13 protein-coding genes are annotated in these 17,693 nt (G+C 66.1%); 4 read left to right on the top strand and 9 right to left on the bottom strand.

The features are described 5' to 3' along the window. The first annotated feature begins 96 nt into the window (after positions 1 to 96). Complete coding sequence (locus AAFN88_RS12510; protein WP_347520646.1) at positions 97 to 2,316, top strand: methyl-accepting chemotaxis protein; 2,220 nt, start codon at positions 97 to 99, stop codon at positions 2,314 to 2,316. A gap of 24 nt (positions 2,317 to 2,340) precedes the next feature. Here the strand turns inward: AAFN88_RS12510 and AAFN88_RS12515 are convergent, their stop codons facing one another. Both AAFN88_RS12515 and AAFN88_RS12520 read right to left on the bottom strand, forming a co-directional pair. Then, complete coding sequence (locus AAFN88_RS12515) at positions 2,341 to 2,847, bottom strand: DUF6505 family protein (protein WP_347520647.1); 507 nt, start codon at positions 2,845 to 2,847, stop codon at positions 2,341 to 2,343. A gap of 79 nt (positions 2,848 to 2,926) precedes the next feature. After that, positions 2,927 to 3,628 carry a GGDEF domain-containing protein gene (locus AAFN88_RS12520; RefSeq protein ID WP_347520648.1) on the bottom strand — a complete coding sequence of 234 codons (702 nt, stop codon included), beginning with the start codon at positions 3,626 to 3,628 and terminating at the stop codon, positions 2,927 to 2,929. Between the two features lie 361 nt (positions 3,629 to 3,989). On the opposite strand from AAFN88_RS12520, the gene AAFN88_RS12525 reads away from it, so the two are divergent. Beyond that, positions 3,990 to 4,730: a DUF1849 family protein gene (locus tag AAFN88_RS12525; protein WP_347521667.1), complete on the top strand. Its 741-nt coding sequence runs from the start codon at positions 3,990 to 3,992 to the stop codon at positions 4,728 to 4,730. 5 nt (positions 4,731 to 4,735) lie between these two features. On the opposite strand, the gene AAFN88_RS12530 is transcribed toward AAFN88_RS12525, so the two are convergent. Further along, entirely contained in the window at positions 4,736 to 6,067 is a 1,332-nt protein-coding gene (locus AAFN88_RS12530) for a DNA polymerase IV (protein WP_347520649.1), read from the bottom strand. Positions 6,068 to 6,070: 3 nt separating this feature from the next. After that, complete coding sequence (locus tag AAFN88_RS12535; RefSeq protein ID WP_347520650.1) at positions 6,071 to 7,000, bottom strand: ROK family protein; 930 nt, start codon at positions 6,998 to 7,000, stop codon at positions 6,071 to 6,073. A gap of 227 nt (positions 7,001 to 7,227) precedes the next feature. Between AAFN88_RS12535 and AAFN88_RS12540 the strand changes: the two genes are divergently transcribed. Together AAFN88_RS12540 and AAFN88_RS12545 are read left to right on the top strand one after the other, a co-directional pair. Then, positions 7,228 to 7,626: a response regulator gene (locus AAFN88_RS12540; protein WP_347521668.1), complete on the top strand. Its 399-nt coding sequence runs from the start codon at positions 7,228 to 7,230 to the stop codon at positions 7,624 to 7,626. Positions 7,627 to 7,648: 22 nt separating this feature from the next. After that, positions 7,649 to 9,067 carry a PleD family two-component system response regulator gene (locus AAFN88_RS12545; RefSeq protein WP_347520651.1) on the top strand — a complete coding sequence of 473 codons (1,419 nt, stop codon included), beginning with the start codon at positions 7,649 to 7,651 and terminating at the stop codon, positions 9,065 to 9,067. 112 nt (positions 9,068 to 9,179) lie between these two features. Here AAFN88_RS12545 and rpmG read toward each other — a convergent pair whose 3' ends face one another. From rpmG to dprA, 5 genes are all read right to left on the bottom strand, one after another. Next, complete coding sequence (gene rpmG, locus AAFN88_RS12550; RefSeq protein WP_193370876.1) at positions 9,180 to 9,347, bottom strand: 50S ribosomal protein L33; 168 nt, start codon at positions 9,345 to 9,347, stop codon at positions 9,180 to 9,182. Between the two features lie 126 nt (positions 9,348 to 9,473). After that, positions 9,474 to 11,015: a S41 family peptidase gene (locus tag AAFN88_RS12555; RefSeq protein ID WP_347520652.1), complete on the bottom strand. Its 1,542-nt coding sequence runs from the start codon at positions 11,013 to 11,015 to the stop codon at positions 9,474 to 9,476. Between the two features lie 253 nt (positions 11,016 to 11,268). Continuing rightward, entirely contained in the window at positions 11,269 to 13,647 is a 2,379-nt protein-coding gene (gene rnr, locus AAFN88_RS12560) for a ribonuclease R (protein WP_347520653.1), read from the bottom strand. Positions 13,648 to 13,649: 2 nt separating this feature from the next. Continuing rightward, positions 13,650 to 16,346, bottom strand: a complete 2,697-nt coding sequence (topA, locus tag AAFN88_RS12565) for a type I DNA topoisomerase (RefSeq protein ID WP_347520654.1) — start codon at positions 16,344 to 16,346, stop codon at positions 13,650 to 13,652. Positions 16,347 to 16,485: 139 nt separating this feature from the next. Then, positions 16,486 to 17,637, bottom strand: coding sequence for a DNA-processing protein DprA (gene dprA / locus AAFN88_RS12570; protein ID WP_347520655.1), 1,152 nt, complete (start codon positions 17,635 to 17,637; stop codon positions 16,486 to 16,488). Positions 17,638 to 17,693 lie beyond the last annotated feature (56 nt).

The raw sequence follows: 17,693 nt of genomic DNA on the forward strand, positions 1-17,693 counted from the left end.
CCTGGAGAGGGGGGCGTCGGCCACAGGCCGGCGCCCCCCTTTTCTCAACGGCCGCGATCGCGGTAGATCTGCACGACGTACTTGGGGACTAAGTCTATGAGCGAAGCGATGAATGCGGGCTCAAGGAAGGGCGAAAAGACCGGTTGGATCGAGAGGCTCTTGAAGGCCAGGTCGGCGAAGGGAAAGCAGCCGGCGAAGCTCAAGTTCAAAGGTGTGGGGATCGGCCCCCGGCTGTTCGGCGCCTTCGGCGCAGTCGCTTTTCTGACCTTGGCGGCAAGCGCCATTGCCTGGTTCTCGTTCGCCAACGTGGGCAACGTTCTGTATCAGGTGACGGACCGCAGCGTGCCGGCGATGACAGAGGCGCTGCGCCTCTCGGCGGCCAGCGCATCGCTCTCCGCCGAGGCGCCCGCCCTGGTCGCCGCGCGGGACGACGAAGAGCGCCGCAGACTGAATGCCAGCTTGTTTCCAAAGATCACTGCGATGGGATCGACGCTCAGCGCGTTGCGGGAGCGTCTCGGCGATTCCGAACAGCTGAAGGCCGTCACCGAACTGACGCGGCAGACAACCGACAATCTCCAGAGCCTCAACGGCGCGGTCACCGAGATGCTGCAGCTGCAGGCAGCCCGTGAAGCGAAGGTCGGCGAAATCGCAGCAGCGCATAACGAAGTCCTCGGCATCACCGTGCCCATGGTCGACGACGTGAACTTCGAACTGGTCATCGAAGCCGAAACTGCCGCCGAGGTGGGGGGAGCCGCCGTCACTGAACTCTTCGACAACGGTGTCGGCGGACTTATGGCCGTGCTGCGGACCGAGGCGCATGCGAACCTCATCGAGGGGATCCTTCGCGACGCCGCCCAGGCCAGCGAGCCGAGCCGCCTGCAGCCGCTGCGGGAGCGTTTCACCGCGGCGCAGGAGGCGCTTCTGGAAAGTGTCGAGAAGATGCCTGCCGGACATCAGGCAGGGGCCCTAAAGAGCCAAGTGGAGACTCTGCTGGGATACGGCCGCGAGCCGGGCAACATTTTCGAGATCCGCGAAGCCGAACTGAAGGCCGCGGCGAGAGCGGCTGAGGTATTGACCCGTACCCGGCAGTTCTCGGCCGATCTGACCACCGAAGTCGACCGTCTGGTGGCGGCCGCGGGCGATGACCTCAACGCCGGAATCGAGTCGTCCGACGCGGCGATCGCCGGCGGAAAGCTCTGGCTCTTCGTGATCGCCGGCGTCAGCCTTGTGTTCTCCCTGGCCATCGCCTGGCTCTACGTCGGCCGAAACCTTCTGGCGCGCCTCTCCGCCGTAGCCGTTTCCATGCGCGAAATCGCCGACGGCAAGCTGGACACCGAGGTCCAGGTGACCGGCAGCGACGAGATCACGGAGATGGCCAAGACGCTCAGCGTGTTCCGCGACGGCCTGGCCGAAGTGGAGCGGGCCAACGCCAAGATTGCCGAAGAGCGTGAGACGGCGGCGCGCGAAAGGCGGGAGGCGATGGTCAAGCTGGCCGACGACTTCGAAGCCAGCGTGATGAGCGTGGTGGAGTCGGTCACTTCGGCATCGAACGAGGTCCAGACGTCCTCGATGCGCATGACAGATACGGCAAAGGGGGCGAACAGCAAGGCCAATGCGGCCGGCTCCGCGGCGGAGCGGGCGGCCAACAACGTGCAGACGGTGGCGAGCGCCGCCGAAGAACTGGCTTCTTCGATCAAAGAGATCGGGCGCCAGGTCAACCAGTCGTCGAACATCGCCACGAGCGCGGTGGAGAAGGGCGAAAGAACCAACCACCAGGTCGAAGGCCTTTCGGCGGCAGCACAGAAGATCGGCGAGGTGGTGGAGCTGATTACCGACATCGCCGAGCAGACCAACCTGCTGGCCTTGAACGCCACCATCGAGGCGGCGCGCGCCGGCGAGGCGGGCAAGGGCTTTGCCGTGGTGGCCAGCGAGGTCAAAGGGCTGGCGACACAGACGGCCAAGGCGACCGAGGATATCGCCGGCCAGATCAAGGATATCCAGAACGCCACCCGCGACGCGGTGACGGCGATCAGGGACATCACCGAGACGATCTCGGAGATCGACAGCATCGCCACGACCATCGCCGCGGCGGTGGAAGAGCAGTCCTCGGCGACTCAGGAGATATCCCGCAACGTGCAGGAAGCGGCCGCCGGAGCCCAACAGGCCGGCACCAATATCACCGGCGTGCACGAAGCGATCACCGAGACCAGCTCCGCAGCAGACCAGATGCTCGGCGCTTCGACGACCTTGGCCGAACAGGCCAATGGACTGAAGACGCAGGTCGGCGATTTTCTCACGCAGGTGCGCAGCGCCTGACCGGCGACATTGGCCGGCGGCGGCTTACTCGCCGTCGGCCGTGTCGTCTGTGACGATACTCCAGATCTTGGCGTGATCTCCGGCGCGCGCCGGCTCGATAACCCGGAACCGCTCGACGAAGCCTTCGTCGCCGGGTTCGCGCTCGACCGCCAGCAGGGTGCCGAGCTTGTGTTCACAGAGACCGGCGGCGTCCTCTAGCTCCCGGCGCGCCGCAGCCAGGGCGTCGCCGAAGCTGGGCGCCCGATAGGCTTCCTCGATGTGGCGCGCAAGGCGCTCGACCGCGGCGAAGAAATCGGCCTCGCCGATCTCCGCCACCTCGACAAGCGTCGTGTGGCCGAAGCTCGTCAATCCGAGCCAAGCGGATTTGAAGACGATTTGTGCCTTGCCCTCCAAACGGGCCGGCTCGACATCGGCATAGGCGAAGCTGCCCGGGATGGCCCATTCGCCGATCTCGCAGGGTCTCTCGAAGACGTGCAGGTCGGACTGGTCCAGCCGGATGGCGCGGGGCAGGCGTGTCGGCGTCTCGGTCATGGCCGGTCGATTCTACACGAGCGGGCGGTCACTGCCAGGGCTGCTTCACCCGGTCAGATCCAGCCTGGCTGTTTCCGGCCTACTTGAGCAGCCGGGGGCCCTTGTTCTTGTACAGATTCTGGTCGGCGAAAAAGATCAGGGTGTCGGGCCGGCTGTCGTGATCGTAGGGCGTCATGCCGAAGCCTGCGGAGACGGGGATCTGCTTATCCTGCACCTCGACGGTCAGGGAGTTGACCAGGCAGGAGAGTTTGTGAGCCAACTGCTCGCTCTGGGCCAGTGAAGTGTGGGTGATGATGACGGCGAACTCGTCGCCACCGACCCGCGCCACGTAGTCGCTTTCCCGGGTATTTCGTTTCAGCGTCTGGCCGGTCGCCCGCAAGATGGCGTCGCCGGCGGGGTGGCCGTGGGTATCGTTGATGGCCTTGAAGGCGTTGAGGTCGCACATCAGCAGCAGACCGGTTTCATCCATCCGGCGCGCCCGGGCGAGGGCGCGCGAGAGCTCGGTTTCGAAGCCGCGCCGATTCAGCAGGCCGGTCAGCTCATCGGTGACGGAAAGCGATTCGAGGTAGCGGATGCGGGCCCGCTGCAGAGCCATGGACTGTTCCGCCTCTGCTGCCGCGGCCAGCAAGTCGTCCAGTAGCTTGAGGCCGGAAGCGCCCAGTGAGTCGGGGGTCATCCTGGCCAACCGCCGCAAGCGGTCCGCCGCCGAGCAGAGCTGCGGCAGATTCTCCTGCCGGATCAGGCTCTCGATCTTCACGTCGTCGAGGAGGCTGGGAATCATCGTATGGTTTCCTGCAACGGCGGCTCAGTGCTATCGCTGATCGAGTTGCAAGGGGCGGGCCAGTTTTGAGCGAAGCAAAATCAAGGGGTTATCCCGCCAGGGGTTTGGGAAGCGGGCAAATTTTGCCGCCTTCCCGGCAGGCTTTTCTGCTTTGCCAGCAATTGTTTGTCCCATTCAGGGCCCGGCGCCCCCCTTTCGCGCGCTTGATTTTTAGCAGAATATCAATCACTTGGGGCTTATTTCCTAAGACGGTCTGGGGTAGACTGCAGGCCTATCGGGGGTGTGAATGCGACGGACTACCGCGGCGCTTCTGGCAGCGCTGACAATCGGCTGTGGCGGCGGAGGTTCCGCCGTGGCGGCGATGGCCGGTGAGCGGCTGTCGCCGCATAGGGCCACCTACGCGCTCTCGCTGGGCAGTCTGCAGTCGTCCAGTTCCCTGGTCGAAGCGGCCGGTCGCTTCGAGTTCGAATGGCAGGACGTTTGTGACGGTTGGGCGGTAAGCCAGAAATTTCGCATCGCGCTGTTCTACGAGGATGGGGTCTCGGTGAATTTCGGCTGGAGCCTGTCGTCCTGGGAGGCGAAGGATGGCAAGAGCTACCGGTTTTTCGTCCGACGCTTCGACGGCACCGGCCTGACCGAGTTGGTGCGCGGGGAGGCCGTGTTGGGCGAGGACGGCAGCGGCCGGGCCGTGTTCATGGAACCGGAAGCGCGTGAGATCGACCTGCCCGCCGGGACGCTGTTTCCGACCCAGCATACCTTGCATGTGCTGGCCCGTGCCGAAGCCGGCGACGTGCCGGTCTGGACCTTGGTCTTCGATGGTTCGGGCGATGAAGGCCTCTTTGGAGTTTCGGCGGCCTTGTCGCGCCGGATGGCGCCCGACGCCCCGGCGCGCATCTCCAGCCCGCTACTGGACGGTGTGCCGTCCTGGCGGGTCGATCTGGCGTTCTTCGATGCCGATCAGCGGGAGGCCGAGCCCGAACAGGAACAGGGCCTGCGCCTCTTCACCAACGGCGTGGTCGACGAGATGCGGCTGGATTACGGCGATTTTGTGCTGGATGCCGATCTGACCGGGCTGACCGAACTGCCGAGCCCCGACTGCTGACCGACTTAGGTTTTTCCCCGCGGCGATCCTTTGGAAGGTGCTTCGCCGTGGAGGCGAAGGGCGCGCCCCTTGCCGATAGCCTGGTCGCCCAGCTTGGCCCGCACCTGATCGATCGCGCGCTCGACCTGCGCGCGTTTGGTGCGGTCCGGGTCCAGCAGGTCGGGCAGGTCGGCCTCTTCGGCGGCAACGAGATCGGCCGCGCCAATGCCGATAAGGCGGAAGGAGCGGCCGTTGGCCTCCTGCTCCACCAGGGGCCGGGCGGTCCGATATAGCTCTTCGGCCAGTTGGGTCGCGGCGCCGAGGCGCCGTGAGCGGGAGATCTGCCGGAAGTCGGCGGTCTTCAGTTTCAGCTGGACCGTGGCGCCCGCCAGTCCCGCCTTCTTGAGCCGCCGCGCGACGGTTTCGCAGAGCGGCCAGAGACGTTCAAGCAGCGGCTTGGCGGAGGCGATATCGTGGCTGAAGGTGGTCTCGGAGGAGATGCTCTTGGCCGGAGAGCGCGGATTGACGCCGCGGTCGTCCTCACCGCGGGCGAAGTGGTAGAGCCGATCGCCGATACGTCCGTAGTGTCCCACCAGTTCCACTTTGGAATAGGGCAACAAGTGCCGCACCAGGGTGATCCCCTCACGCGCCAGAGCCGCGCGCAGCGACTTGCCGACACCCCAGATGATGCCCACCGGCTGATCGGCCAGGAAGCTTGATGCCGCATCGAAGCCCAAGACGGCGAAGCCGCGGGGTTTGTCGAGGTCGGAGGCGATCTTGGCGAAGAACTTGTTATAGCTGAGGCCGATCGAAGCGGTGAGACCCAAGTCGCGCTCGATGTCCCGGACCAGCCTGGCCAGGCTGCGGGCGGGCCAGCCATGGTGCAGGGCCTCGGTGCCCGAGAGGTCAAGGAAGGCTTCATCGATGGACAGCGGTTCGACCAGCGGCGTCAGTTCCAGCATGCGTTCGCGGATGGTCCGGCCTAGGGCTGCGTACTTGGCCATGTCCGGGCGGATCACCACCGCGTCTGGACAGGCCTTGAGCGCCTTGAACATGGGCATGGCCGAGTGCACGCCGTACATCCGCGCCACGTAGCACGCGGCGGCGACCACGCCGCGCCGGCCGCCGCCGACGATCACCGGCTTGTCGCGCAGTTCCGGACGGTCGCGTTTCTCGACGCTGGCGTAAAAGGCGTCGCAGTCGATGTGGGCCAGGCTCAGACGGTCGAGGTCGGGGTGCCAGACCAGGCGCGCGCCATCGCAGGCGGGGCAGCGCCGCGGCGCGGGTTCGCCGGGCGGTGGGCCATGGAATGTCTCGAGGCAGTCGCGGCAGAGGCCTGGTATGGCTCGACCGGGCATGGATCAGGAGGCCCTGGCCAGGGCCGCCGGCAGTTCCTCCGGGCGCCACAGCCGGGCGGCGCCGAAGACGCCGCTGGAATCCCCGTGGCGCGCCTTCAGCACTCGGGTGGCCACTTGGTCGGAGAAAACGTGGCGTGGCAGCAGGGCGGGCACCGTTTCGTAGAAGCGGTCGACATTGGAGAGGCCGCCGCCCAGGACTATGGCGTCCGGATCGAGGACGTTGATGACGTGGGCGAGGGCGCGGGCCAGGCGATCCTCGTAGCGGGCAAGGGCGGCTTCAGCCGCGGTGTCGCCCGCTTTGGCCCGCTGAACCACATCTTCCGCGGATCCCTCCCGTCCTCCGAATTCACGGTAGTCGCGGGCCAGGCCGGGGCCTGAGAGAAAGGTCTCGATGCAACCTTGCTTGCCGCAGTAACAGGAAGGTCCTGGAAGCTCCTCCGCGCCGGGCCAGGGCAGGGGGTTGTGGCCCCACTCGCCGGCGATGGCGTTGGCGCCGACCAGCGGACGCCCGCCGACCACGATGCCTCCGCCGACCCCGGTCCCGAGGATTATGCCGAAGACGACGTCAAGGCCCGCCGCAGCGCCGTCGGCGGCCTCTGACAGCGCCAGGCAGTTGGCGTCGTTCATCAGGCGGACCGGGCGGCCGAGGGCTGCGCTCAGGTCACGGTCCATCGGTCGTCCCAGGACCCAGGTAGAGTTCGCGTTCTTCATTAAACCGGAGATTGTCGACAGCGCGCCCGGGATGCCCACGCCAACGCTGCCGCGGCATCCCAGGTGATTTTCAACCTCTTGAACCAGAACGACAATCGTACGCAAGGTCGCGGCATAGTCGCCGCGCGGCGTCGGCAGTCGTTTGCGGAACATGACCCTGCCGTCGCCGTCCAGGGCGGCGACCTCTATCTTGGTGCCGCCGAAGTCCACACCGATCTGCATGAATTTCCTATCGCCGCTGAAGGTTGCTCTGTTGTGCCATAACAAGGAATGCTACCAAAGCTTACCAAAAATTAACTTTATTCCTCTATCTATGAGCAGATTCCGGTGGTGTTGCCTGGCCGAGTTCAGGCAAGGCCGGAGTTGGAAGCTCAGGAACTGTCGGTGCCGTCTTTCACCAGGACTGTGCCCTTCACTCACGGGGAAATTTCGGGCAGGGCAATCGGATGATGAATGGAACGAATATCGTTAAAGAGGCAGGCGTGGCCAAGACCGTCCTGATCGTCGAGGACAACGAGCTCAACATGAAGCTCTTCCACGATCTGCTTGAAGCGCACGGCTATAACATCCTCCAGACCAAAGACGGAATGGAAGCTCTGCGACTGGCGCGCGAGCATCATCCCGATCTGATACTGATGGATATTCAGCTGCCGGAAGTGTCCGGACTCGAAGTGACGAAGTGGATCAAGGAAGACGACAATCTGAAGTCGATTCCCGTGGTCGCCGTCACGGCCTTCGCCATGAAGGGCGATGAGGAAAAGATCCGCGAGGGCGGTTGCGAGGCTTATATCGCAAAGCCGATTTCCGTCACCAACTTCCTGGAGACCGTCGAGCGGTTCCTGAACTAGCCACGGCGGGACTTTCTGCGATATGACCGCCCGGATTCTGGTCGTTGATGATATTCCGGCGAATGTCAAATTGCTCGAGGTCAAGCTGACCGCAGAGTACTTCGACGTCATTACCGCCGCCGACGGTCCCAGTGCAATCGAGCTGGCGCGGAGTCAGGCGCCCGATCTCATTCTCAGCGACGTCATGATGCCTGGCATGGACGGCTTCGAGTTGTGCCGGCTGCTGAAGTCGGACTCGGAGACCAGCCACATCCCCGTCGTCATGGTTACGGCGCTGAGCGATGTGACCGACCGCGTGCGCGGCCTGGAAGCTGGTGCCGACGACTTCCTGACCAAACCCGTCAACGATATCGCGCTGTTCGCCCGCGTCCGCTCGCTGGCGCGCCTCAAGCAGATGATGGACGAACTGCGCGTGCGGCAGGCCGCCAGCAGCAATGACGAGATCCTGACCGAGGCAGATCTGGAAAATGCGGGCGGACTGCGCGACGCCCGTATTCTGCTGGCAGACTTCAGCGAGACCATAGCCGGCAGGGTTCAAAGCTATCTCGGCGAAGACGGCCACAAGGTGCATCACGTAAGGGCCGCCCAGGATGCGCTGGCCGCGGCCCAGCGCGAGGACTTCGACCTGCTGATCGTCAGCCTCCACCTGGGCCAGGAAGACGGCCTGCGGCTTTGTTCCCAGTTTCGCTCGCAGGACGACACGCGCCATGTGCCGATCCTGCTGCTGCTGGATGAGGAAGACCTGCCACGCCTGCCCAAGGGCCTTGAAATCGGCGTCACCGACTACCTGATCAAGCCCATCGACAGGAACGAGCTGCGTGCACGCACGCGCACCCAGATCCGCCGCCGGCGCTATCATGACAAGCTGCGCGAGATGCTGCAGCGTTCGGTGGCGCTGGCCTATACCGATACTCTGACCGGCGTCTACAACCGGCGCTACATGAACGCCCACCTGGACCGTAAGATCATGGAGATCGCGGAGACGGTGAAGCCGGTGTCGGTGCTGATGTTCGACATCGACCACTTCAAGAGCATCAACGACACCTACGGCCATAACGCCGGTGACGAGGTGCTGGTCGAACTGGCTCAGCGCGTGTCCCGCGGGGTGCGCGACATCGACCTGCTGTCGCGCTACGGCGGCGAGGAGTTCGTCATCGTGATGCCGGATGCCGACGTCGAGGTGGCGCTGAACGTGGCAGAGCGCGTCCGTGCCCTGGTCGCCGATCAGGCCTTCCAGTTCAGCGGCGCGGCGGGGGCGCAGCAGGTGACGGTCTCGGTGGGCGTGGCCACCACCCGCGACCCCACGGAGACCGTGGAATCGCTCATCGGCCGGGCCGACGGGGCGCTGTACAGGGCCAAGGGACGGGGGCGTAACTGCGTCAGCTCGGCGGAGTTGGAGCAACTCTCGCAGCGCGCCGCTTCCCTGGGTGGCAGCGACTGAGGCCCGACCGGCCGGCGGCGCTGCGGCGCAACTCCCGAAATCCAATTCCGGAATCGAAAAGCGGCCGCCGAGGAGGCGACCGCCCGATGTGGCAAGACAGGGAAACCCCCGCTTACTTCATCTTGGATTCCTTGAAGATCACGTGCTTGCGCGCGACCGGGTCGAACTTCCGCAGTTCGAGCTTTTCGGTCATCGTGCGCGGGTTCTTCTTGGCGACGTAGAAGTAGCCGGTGTCCGCGGTGCTCACCATCTTGATCAATTGCGTGGCTGGCTTGGCCATGTCCGCTATCCTTTACCTGAACTCATCGAGGTTGCCGGGAAAATACTGCGCCGTGGGCGGCTGTCAAGCCCGGTGGGCCCGGGATGCCTGGCGCAGGGATATTTAGGAAAAGATACCTTGTAACTTTCAGGAGCCAGAAGTGGCCCGGTGCTGATGGCTGCTGGCCGCCGTATCGGGAATGCCGTGCAGGGTGCGGGCATAGAGGCCGGGCTCCTCCAGGAGCTGGCGGGCGACGGTTAGGTCGATCTCGGCGTTGTCGTCCTCGCGCGCAGGGCAGTGGGCGCGGAATTCCTCGACCGCTGCATCGTCATTGATATCGACGTCGCGGCGACGCAGATCGGCGGCCAGGGGCAGGGCGCCGCTGTGAATCAGGGTCAGAACGTCAGCCGAAGTCTGGGCATTGTTGGAGGTGGTGCAGACGTCCGGCAGCACGCCGCGGCGGTGCAGGGCGTAGCCCGAGGGCGCGTGGAAACGGGCCCAGGTCAGAATGAACTCGCCGGTGTTCGGCAGGGGAAGGACCGTCTGCACGGTGCCCTTGCCGTAGGAACTGCTGCCGACCAGGACGGCGCGCCCGGAGTCCTGCAGCGCGGCGGCAACGATCTCCGAGGCTGAGGCGGAGCCACCGTCGATCAGCACGACCAGCGGCAGGTTCTCCGTCAGATCGCCACTCTTGGCCGGATAGTATTGGTGGCTGTCGGTGTGACGGCCGTGGATCGAGACGATGCGGCCGTGGGTCACGAAGACGTCGGAGACGGAAACCGCCTGTTCCAGAAGGCCGCCGGGATTGCCCCGAAGATCGAGGATAAACCCGCGCAGGTCGCCGCCGATCTCGTCCTGGGCCTGCCGGATGCTCTCACGCAGGCTGTCGGCGGTGCGCTTGTTGAACCCGGTCATCTTGATGTACCCGAGGTTCCCCTCGCGGTGATAGCTGACGGTCTGCGGCACGATGTGGCTGCGCACCACCGCCAGGGTCAGGGGCTCGGGCCCGGCATTGCGTTCTATGGCCAGTTGAACTTCGGAGCCGATGCGGCCGCGCAGGCGATTGACCGCTTCGTGCTGGGACAGGCCTTCCACGCTTTCGCCGTCGATAGCGACGATCACATCGTCTTCGTGCAGGCCGGCGGCCATGGCCGGAGTGTCTTCCATGACGGAAAGGACCAGCACGCCTTCCTCGATCAGGCGGATGCGAACGCCGATGCCGCCGAAGCCGTCGCGGCTGGCCCGGTTCTCGCGGGCTGTCTCGCGCCCGGCATAGCGGGAGAAGTTGTCGAGTTGGGTCAGCAGGCCGTCGAACACAGCCTCGTAGATGATTTCCGGCTCGGCGGTTTCGAGGTCGCGGGAGTGATAGCGCGATACCGAGATCACCGCCGCCGTCAGAGCCCCCCAGGATTCGGCATCGTCCGGCGCGGCCAGCGGGAAGCTGGCCATGGCCTGACCGTCGTAGCTGACCCGCAGGCGCTCGCCTTCGAGCTGGACCCCGAGGGCCGGATCGATGCTGGCCAGGCTCTGCATCCCGGCAACCGCAAGATCCTGGACCGGGACTTCGTCGATGTAGATGTCGCTGACATTGCCGTAGCCGGCGGTGAAAAGGCGCTCGGCCCGGGCTTCGTTGTAGCCGACCTGCACCGTGCTGTCCTGCGAGGCGCAGGCGACCATCAGGAAGGCCAAGCCAAGCGGACCGGCGCGTCGGGCCAGACCGTGAAGATCAAAGACCGGTGGTCGAAGGTGGCGGAACAACCCCTGTGACGTCCTCAAGCTTCGCAACCTCTAGCGCTCCCTGCGGCTTAGACAATAAACGAAGTCATTAACTATGCGCAAAGCGCAATTTCGTTTGTTCAGAGCCGTTTGGCCCAAAATTACGGGCCTATTAGGCACCAGCCTGAGTCAAAGATTCGTTAACACCCGAGTAACAATTCGCCGGCTAACGCTTGCGGCCGGTGCCTCCCTTGCGCCCGTTTTTGCCCGGTTTGCCGCTCTTGGCCTTGGTAGGGCGGCTTTGTGGCTTTTTTCGGGATGTTTTGGAGGCCCGCTTTCCGGGCGCTTTTTTGGGGCCGTTTCTGGCGGATTTTAAGGGTTTTTGGGAAGTGTTCGGTTCGTCTTCGGAGGCGTCCAGGGCGAGGATGAGGCCGCCGGTCATGGGTTCTGCCTCGAGCAGGCGGACCCTGAGCCGGTCTCCAAGACGGTAGACCCGGCCCCAGCGCTCCCCCTCGAGGCTGTGGCGCGCCTCGACGTGGCGGTAGAAATCGTCCGGCAGGGTGCTGATGGGGATCAGCCCGTCGGCGCCGCTGTCGTCCAGGGTGACGAAGAGCCCGAAGCGGGTGACGCCGTTGACCCGCCCGGCAAAGGTGGCGCCGACCTGCTCCTGCAGGAAGGCGGCGGTGAAGCGGTCGACGGCGTCGCGCTCGGCCGCCGCCGAGCTGCGCTCGGTCGAACTGATATGGCTGCCCATCTCCTCGAACTGGCTTTCGCTGCCGGGCGGCAGGCCGTCGTCACCCAGCTTCAGGCCGGAGACCAGCGCCCGGTGGACCAGCAGGTCCGCATAGCGCCGGATCGGCGAGGTGAAATGGGCATAGTGGGTGAGGGCCAGGCCGAAATGGCCGAGGTTCTCGGGGCTGTAGATGGCCTGGCTCTGGGCGCGCAGGATGAGATCGTTGACCAGCGGCGCTTCGGGCTGGCCCTCGACCCTGGTGAGCAGGCGGGTCAGGTCGCGCGGGCGCACCACCTGGGCGGCGTTGAAACGCAGGCCAAGGTCGCGCAGCACCTCCGCCAGGGCGGAGAGGCGCAAGGGGTCCGGCTTGTCGTGGACGCGGTACATGCAGGGCTGGCGCAGGCGCTCCAGCTCCTTGGCCGCGGCCACGTTGGCGGTGATCATGAACTCCTCGATCAGCCGGTGGCTGTCGAGGCGGGTGCGCGTTTCGATGGCCGCGACCCGGCCATCCTCGGTGAGGCGGATCTTGCGCTCCGGCAGGTCGAGCTCCAGGGTGCCGCGCTCGTGGCGGGCGGCCAGCAGCGCCTCGAAGGCGCCGTAGAGAGGCGGCAGGATCGCCTCCAGCACCGCGCCGTGGTCGCCGCCCTTCTGGCCGTCGCGCGCCGCCTGGACCTCCTCGTAGGTAAGGCGGGCGGCCGAGCGCATGAGGCCGCGCACGAACTTGTGGCGCAGCAACTTGCCCTGGGCGTCGATCCAGAGGTGCGCCGCCATGCAGGGGCGGTCTTCCTGCGGATTGAGCGAGCACCAGCCGTTCGACAACGCCGTCGGCAGCATCGGCAGCACGCGGTCGGGGAAGTAGGTGGAGTTGCCGCGCAGATAGGCGGACTTGTCGAGGGCGCTGCCGGGCGTGACGTAGTGCGACACGTCGGCGATAGCGACCAGCAGATGCCAGCCACCGGGGTTCTTGTCGTCCTGGTCCGGCTCGGCGAAGACGGCGTCGTCGAAGTCGCGGGCGTCGGCGCCGTCGATGGTGACCAGCGGGATGTCGCGCAGATCCTGGCGCTTGCCCAGCGGCGCCGCCTCGGCGGCCTCGGCCTCGGCCAGGGCCTTTTCCGGAAACTCACTGAGCAGGCCGTGCTCGTGCAGGGTGATGAGGCTCAGTGCCTTGGGGTCGTCGCCGCGGCCCAGGCGTTCGGTGACGCGCACGCTGCGCAGGCCGAGGCTGTCACGGCGCTGGCGGCTCGGGATGATCTCGGCCAGCACCAGTTCGCCGGGTTCGGCCCCCTTGGCGTCGCCCTCGCGCAGGATGAAGTCCTTCTTGGCGCGCTTGTCGGTGGGGCGCAGGCGGCCGCCTTCGCCGCCGACTTCGTAGACGCCCAGCACACGCTGCGGCGGGCGGTCCAGCTTGCGGATGATGTGGGCTTCGTAGGTGCCCTCCTCGACAAGCTGCAGGCGGACCAGCGCCCGCTCGCCCATGGCGAGGACGGCGCGGCTGCGCTTGTCGGGGGCCACGTAGATGCGCGGCGGCTTGACTTTGTCGTCATCCCAGACGGCAGGCCGGGCCAGCAACTCGCCGTCCTCGTCCATCTCCGTCACCTCGACCACCAGCACGTTGGGCAGGCGTCCGGGCGCAGAGAGGCGCCGGGCGGGCTGCTTCTCCAGCAGGCCGTCCTGCTTCAACTCCTTCAGCAGGGCCTTCAGGCGGATGCGGTCGGCGCTGCCCTTGATGCGGAAGGCGCGTGCGACCTCGCGCTTGCCGACGGGCTCGCTGCTCTCGTTGATGAAGGCGAGAACCTGTTCCTTGCTGGGGAAGGGGGCGGTGTGGGCCGCTTTTGGCTTTTGAGAGCCGGCCTTTTCCTTCTTGCCGGCCAAGATCAGTCGGCCGCCGTTTCGCCGGCCGGCTTTTTCTTCGGTGCGGCCTTCTTCTTGGCAGCCGATTTCTTGGCCGCCGTCTTCTTCGTGGCGGCCTTCTTGGTCGTCGCCTTCTTCTTGGCCGCCTTTTTCTTGACGGCCTTCTTCTTCGCGGGCGTCTTGGTGCCGGCCTTGGCGGCTTTCTTCTCCGCCTGGACCCGCAGCAGTTCCAGGGCCTGCTCAAGGGTGACGGTCTCGGGATCGATGTCGGCCGGGATGGTGGCGTAGAGCTTGCCGTGTTTCACGTAGGGACCGAAGCGACCCTTGCCCTGACTGACCACCTTGCCGTCCTCGGGGTGCTCGCCGAGCTGGCGGCCGGCGGCGCGGCGCTGGGGCGCTTCGGCGATCAAGGTGACCGCGCGGTTCAGGCCGACGGTGAGGACGTCGTCGCCCTCGGTCAGCGAGCGGTAGGTGGAGCCGTGCTTCACGTAGGGGCCGTAGCGGCCGATGCCGGCGGTGATCGGCTTGCCGTCGTCGGGGTGGGGGCCCACGTCACGCGGCAGAGCCAGCAGCGCGAGCCCGGTCTGCAGGTCGAGCTCTGCCGGCGCCAGGTTCTTCGGCAGGGAGGCGCGCTTGGGCTTCTCGTCACCCTCGGCCTCGCCGAGCTGCAGGTAGATGCCGAAGGGGCCCTTGCGCAGGGTGACCTGCTTGCCGCTCTCCGGGTCGTCGCCCAGTACCTTGGGGTTGGTCAGATCGATGCCGATGTCTTCCTCGGCGCCGGGCACGGCCAGCGGCCGGGTGTAGCGGCAGTCGGGGTAGTTGGAGCAGCCGATGAAGCCGCCGTTACGCCCCAGGCGCAGGCCGAGGCGGCCCTCCTTGCAGGACGGACAGACGCGCGGATCGACGTCCGGCTTTTCCGAATCCACCGGGAAGAAGTGTGGGCCGAGATCTTCATCCAGCGCGTCGATGACCTGGGTGATGGAGAGGTCGCTCGCACCTTCGACGGAGGTGTGGAAGGCCTCCCAGAAATCGCGCAGCACGCGGCGCCAGTCGATGCGCCCGCCGGAGATGTCGTCGAGCTTCTCCTCCATCTCGGCGGTGAAGTTGTACTGTACGTAGCGTTCGAAGAAGCTGGCGAGGAAAGCCACGACCAGGCGGCCGCGGTCTTCCGGGATGAAGCGGCGGCGGTCGAGGCGCACGTAGTCGCGGTCCTGCAGCACCTGTAGGATGGAGGCGTAGGTGGAGGGGCGGCCGATGCCCAGCTCCTCCATCTTCTTCACCAGACTGGCTTCGCTGTAGCGCGGCGGCGGCTGGGTGAAGTGCTGCTCGGGCAGGATCTCTTCGCGCTCGACCGCGTCGCCCTCGTTGAGCTTGGGCAGGCGGCGGTCGCCCGGCTTGCCGTTCTCCTCGTCGCCTTCCTTGTCGTCGCTGCTTTCCTGATAGAGCTTCAGGAAGCCGTCGAAGGTGACGATGGAACCGGTGGCGCGGAGCTGCGCCACGCCGCCGTCCACATCGATGTCGACGGCCACCTGGTCCAGCTCGGCGCTGGCCATCTGGCAGGCCATGGTGCGGTTCCAGATCAGCTCGTAGAGCTTCAGGCCGTCGCTGTCCAGGTAGGAGGCCATCTCCTTCGGGCGTCGGGCGACGTCGGTGGGGCGGATGGCCTCGTGGGCTTCCTGGGCGTTCTTCTGCTTCGACTTGTACTGGCGCGGTGCCGAGGGCAGGTAGGCATCGCCGTAGTCGGCGGAAATCAGCGCGCGGGCGCCGTCCAGGGCCTCCTGCGCCATGGTGACGCCGTCGGTCCGCATATAGGTGATGAGGCCGACGGTCTCGCCACCGATGTCGATACCCTCGTAGAGCTTCTGCGCCACCCGCATGGTGCGCGTCGCCCCGAAGCCGAGCTTGCGCGAAGCCTCTTGCTGCAGGGTCGAGGTGGTGAAGGGCGGGTAGGGGTTGCGCTTGGCCTGTTTGCGCTCGACCTGGGCGACGGCGAGGCGGCTTGCGGATTCCAGCTTCTGCACCGCCGCCTTGGCGCTGGCTTCGTCGGGCAGGTCGAACTTGTCGAGCTTCTTGCCGTCGAGCTGTGACAGGCGCGCGGTGAAAGGCGCGCCTTCGGCGTTCAGCAGCTTGGCTTCGATGGTCCAGTATTCTTGCGGCTTGAAGACCTCGATCTCCGCTTCGCGCTCGCAGATGAGGCGCAGCGCCACCGACTGCACGCGCCCGGCCGAACGGCTGCCGGGCAGCTTGCGCCACAGCACGGGGGAGAGGGTGAAGCCAACCAGGTAGTCCAGGGCGCGGCGCGCCATGTAGGCGTCGATCAGTTCCTGGTTCAGATGGCGCGGATGCTCGAAAGCCTCGACGATCGCCTTCTTGGTGATCTCGTTGAAGACGACGCGCTCGACGTCGACCCCGTCCAAGACGTTGCGGCGCTTCAGCTCGTCGACGATGTGCCAGGAAATCGCCTCGCCTTCGCGATCCGGGTCGGTCGCGAGGTAGAGGTGCTTGCTGTTCTTCACCGCCGCGGCGATCTCGCTGAGGCGCTTCTCGCCGCGCTCGTCGACCTGCCAGCTCATGGAGAAGTCTTCGTCGGGTCGCACGGAACCGTCCTTCGGCGGCAGGTCGCGCACGTGCCCGTAGCTGGCGAGGACGTAGTAGTCCTGACCCAGGTACTTGTTGATGGTTTTCGCCTTAGCGGGCGATTCGACGACGACGACGTTCATGAGGGGCGGATGATTCGCTCAGTTCGTTACCAAGTTCCTAACGGGAGCAAGTCGCCCCCGAACAGTCCCCTTAAATGGGGTGCGGCGGTTCCCGGTCAACTCGGTCCCTTCGACTGGGCCGGGTCAGCAAGGCTAGCCGTCATAAAGGGTCGGCGGGGGCTTTGTAAAGCCGCGCAAAACGGTTGCCGGGGTGACGCTCGACCTTTCCGGCCAGCTCCAGTTCCAGCAAAACCCCGTTTACGACGGCGACCGGCAGGCCGCTGAGGCGCACGACATCATCAACCAGAATGGGGTTTGCGCCGAGGAGTTCTTCTATGTCCGCGCGCTCTGTCGCGCCAGCCTCGGGCGGGATCGGTCGCTCCGGCGCCTGATCGAATCCTGTGTCCTCTCGGCCGGTCCGCCGCAGCGCGCCGAGGCTGGCGAGGATATCGGCGGCGGATTCGATGAGGGTGGCGCCGTCGCGCAGCAGCTGGTTGCAACCCGCGGCGCGCGGGTCCAGCGGCGAGCCGGGCACGGCAAAGACCTCGCGCCCCTGGTCGCCGGCAAAGCGGGCGGTGATGAGGGAGCCGGAGCGCTTGGCCGCCTCCACCACCGCCACGCCCAGGGAAAGCCCGGAGATCAGGCGGTTGCGGCGCGGGAAGTGGCGCGCCTGCGGCACGGTGCCCAAGGGCAGTTCGGAGATGATGGCCCCGTTTTCGGCAATCTCGGCATGGAGAGCATCGTTCTCCGGCGGGTAGATAATGTCGACCCCGCCGGCCAGCACCGCCACCGTGGGACGGGGCAGGGCGCCGCGGTGCGCCGCCGTGTCGATGCCGCGGGCCATGCCGGAGGTGACGGCCAGCCCGGCCCCGGCGATGTCTGCCGCCAAACGCCCGGCGAAGCGCCGTCCGTTGGCCGAGGCGTTGCGCGCGCCGACAATGCCCACGGAATCCAAGGCGAGGGCCGCCGGGTCGCCGAGGACGGCCAGGACTGGCGGCGCATCGTCCAGGGCGCGCAGCAGAGCGGGGTAGGCGGGTTCGCAGAGGGCGAGGAGGCGCACGCCGGCCCTGGCCGCGGCCTCGGCCTCCGCTTCCGCCTCTTCCGGAGGGCAAAGGCGGATTTTGCGCTTGGCGCCGGCGCGCCGGGCCAGCTCCGGCAGCGCCTCCAGGGCCTTGGCCGGGGAGCCGTAACGCTCCAGCAACTGGCGGAAAACCACCGGCCCGACATTCTCCGAGCGGATCAGGCGCAGCCAGTCGAGGCGCGCGGCATCGGTCAGGAAATCTCTTTTCGGTTTAATTTCATCTCCGGACATCGACTTAAAATCGTCGTGACCGGGGGCTCAGGTCAAGCTTTTCGCGAGGGGCCGGA

It is taken from the genome of Pelagibius sp. CAU 1746 (genome assembly GCF_039839785.1).
Lineage (GTDB): Bacteria > Pseudomonadota > Alphaproteobacteria > Kiloniellales > Kiloniellaceae > Pelagibius.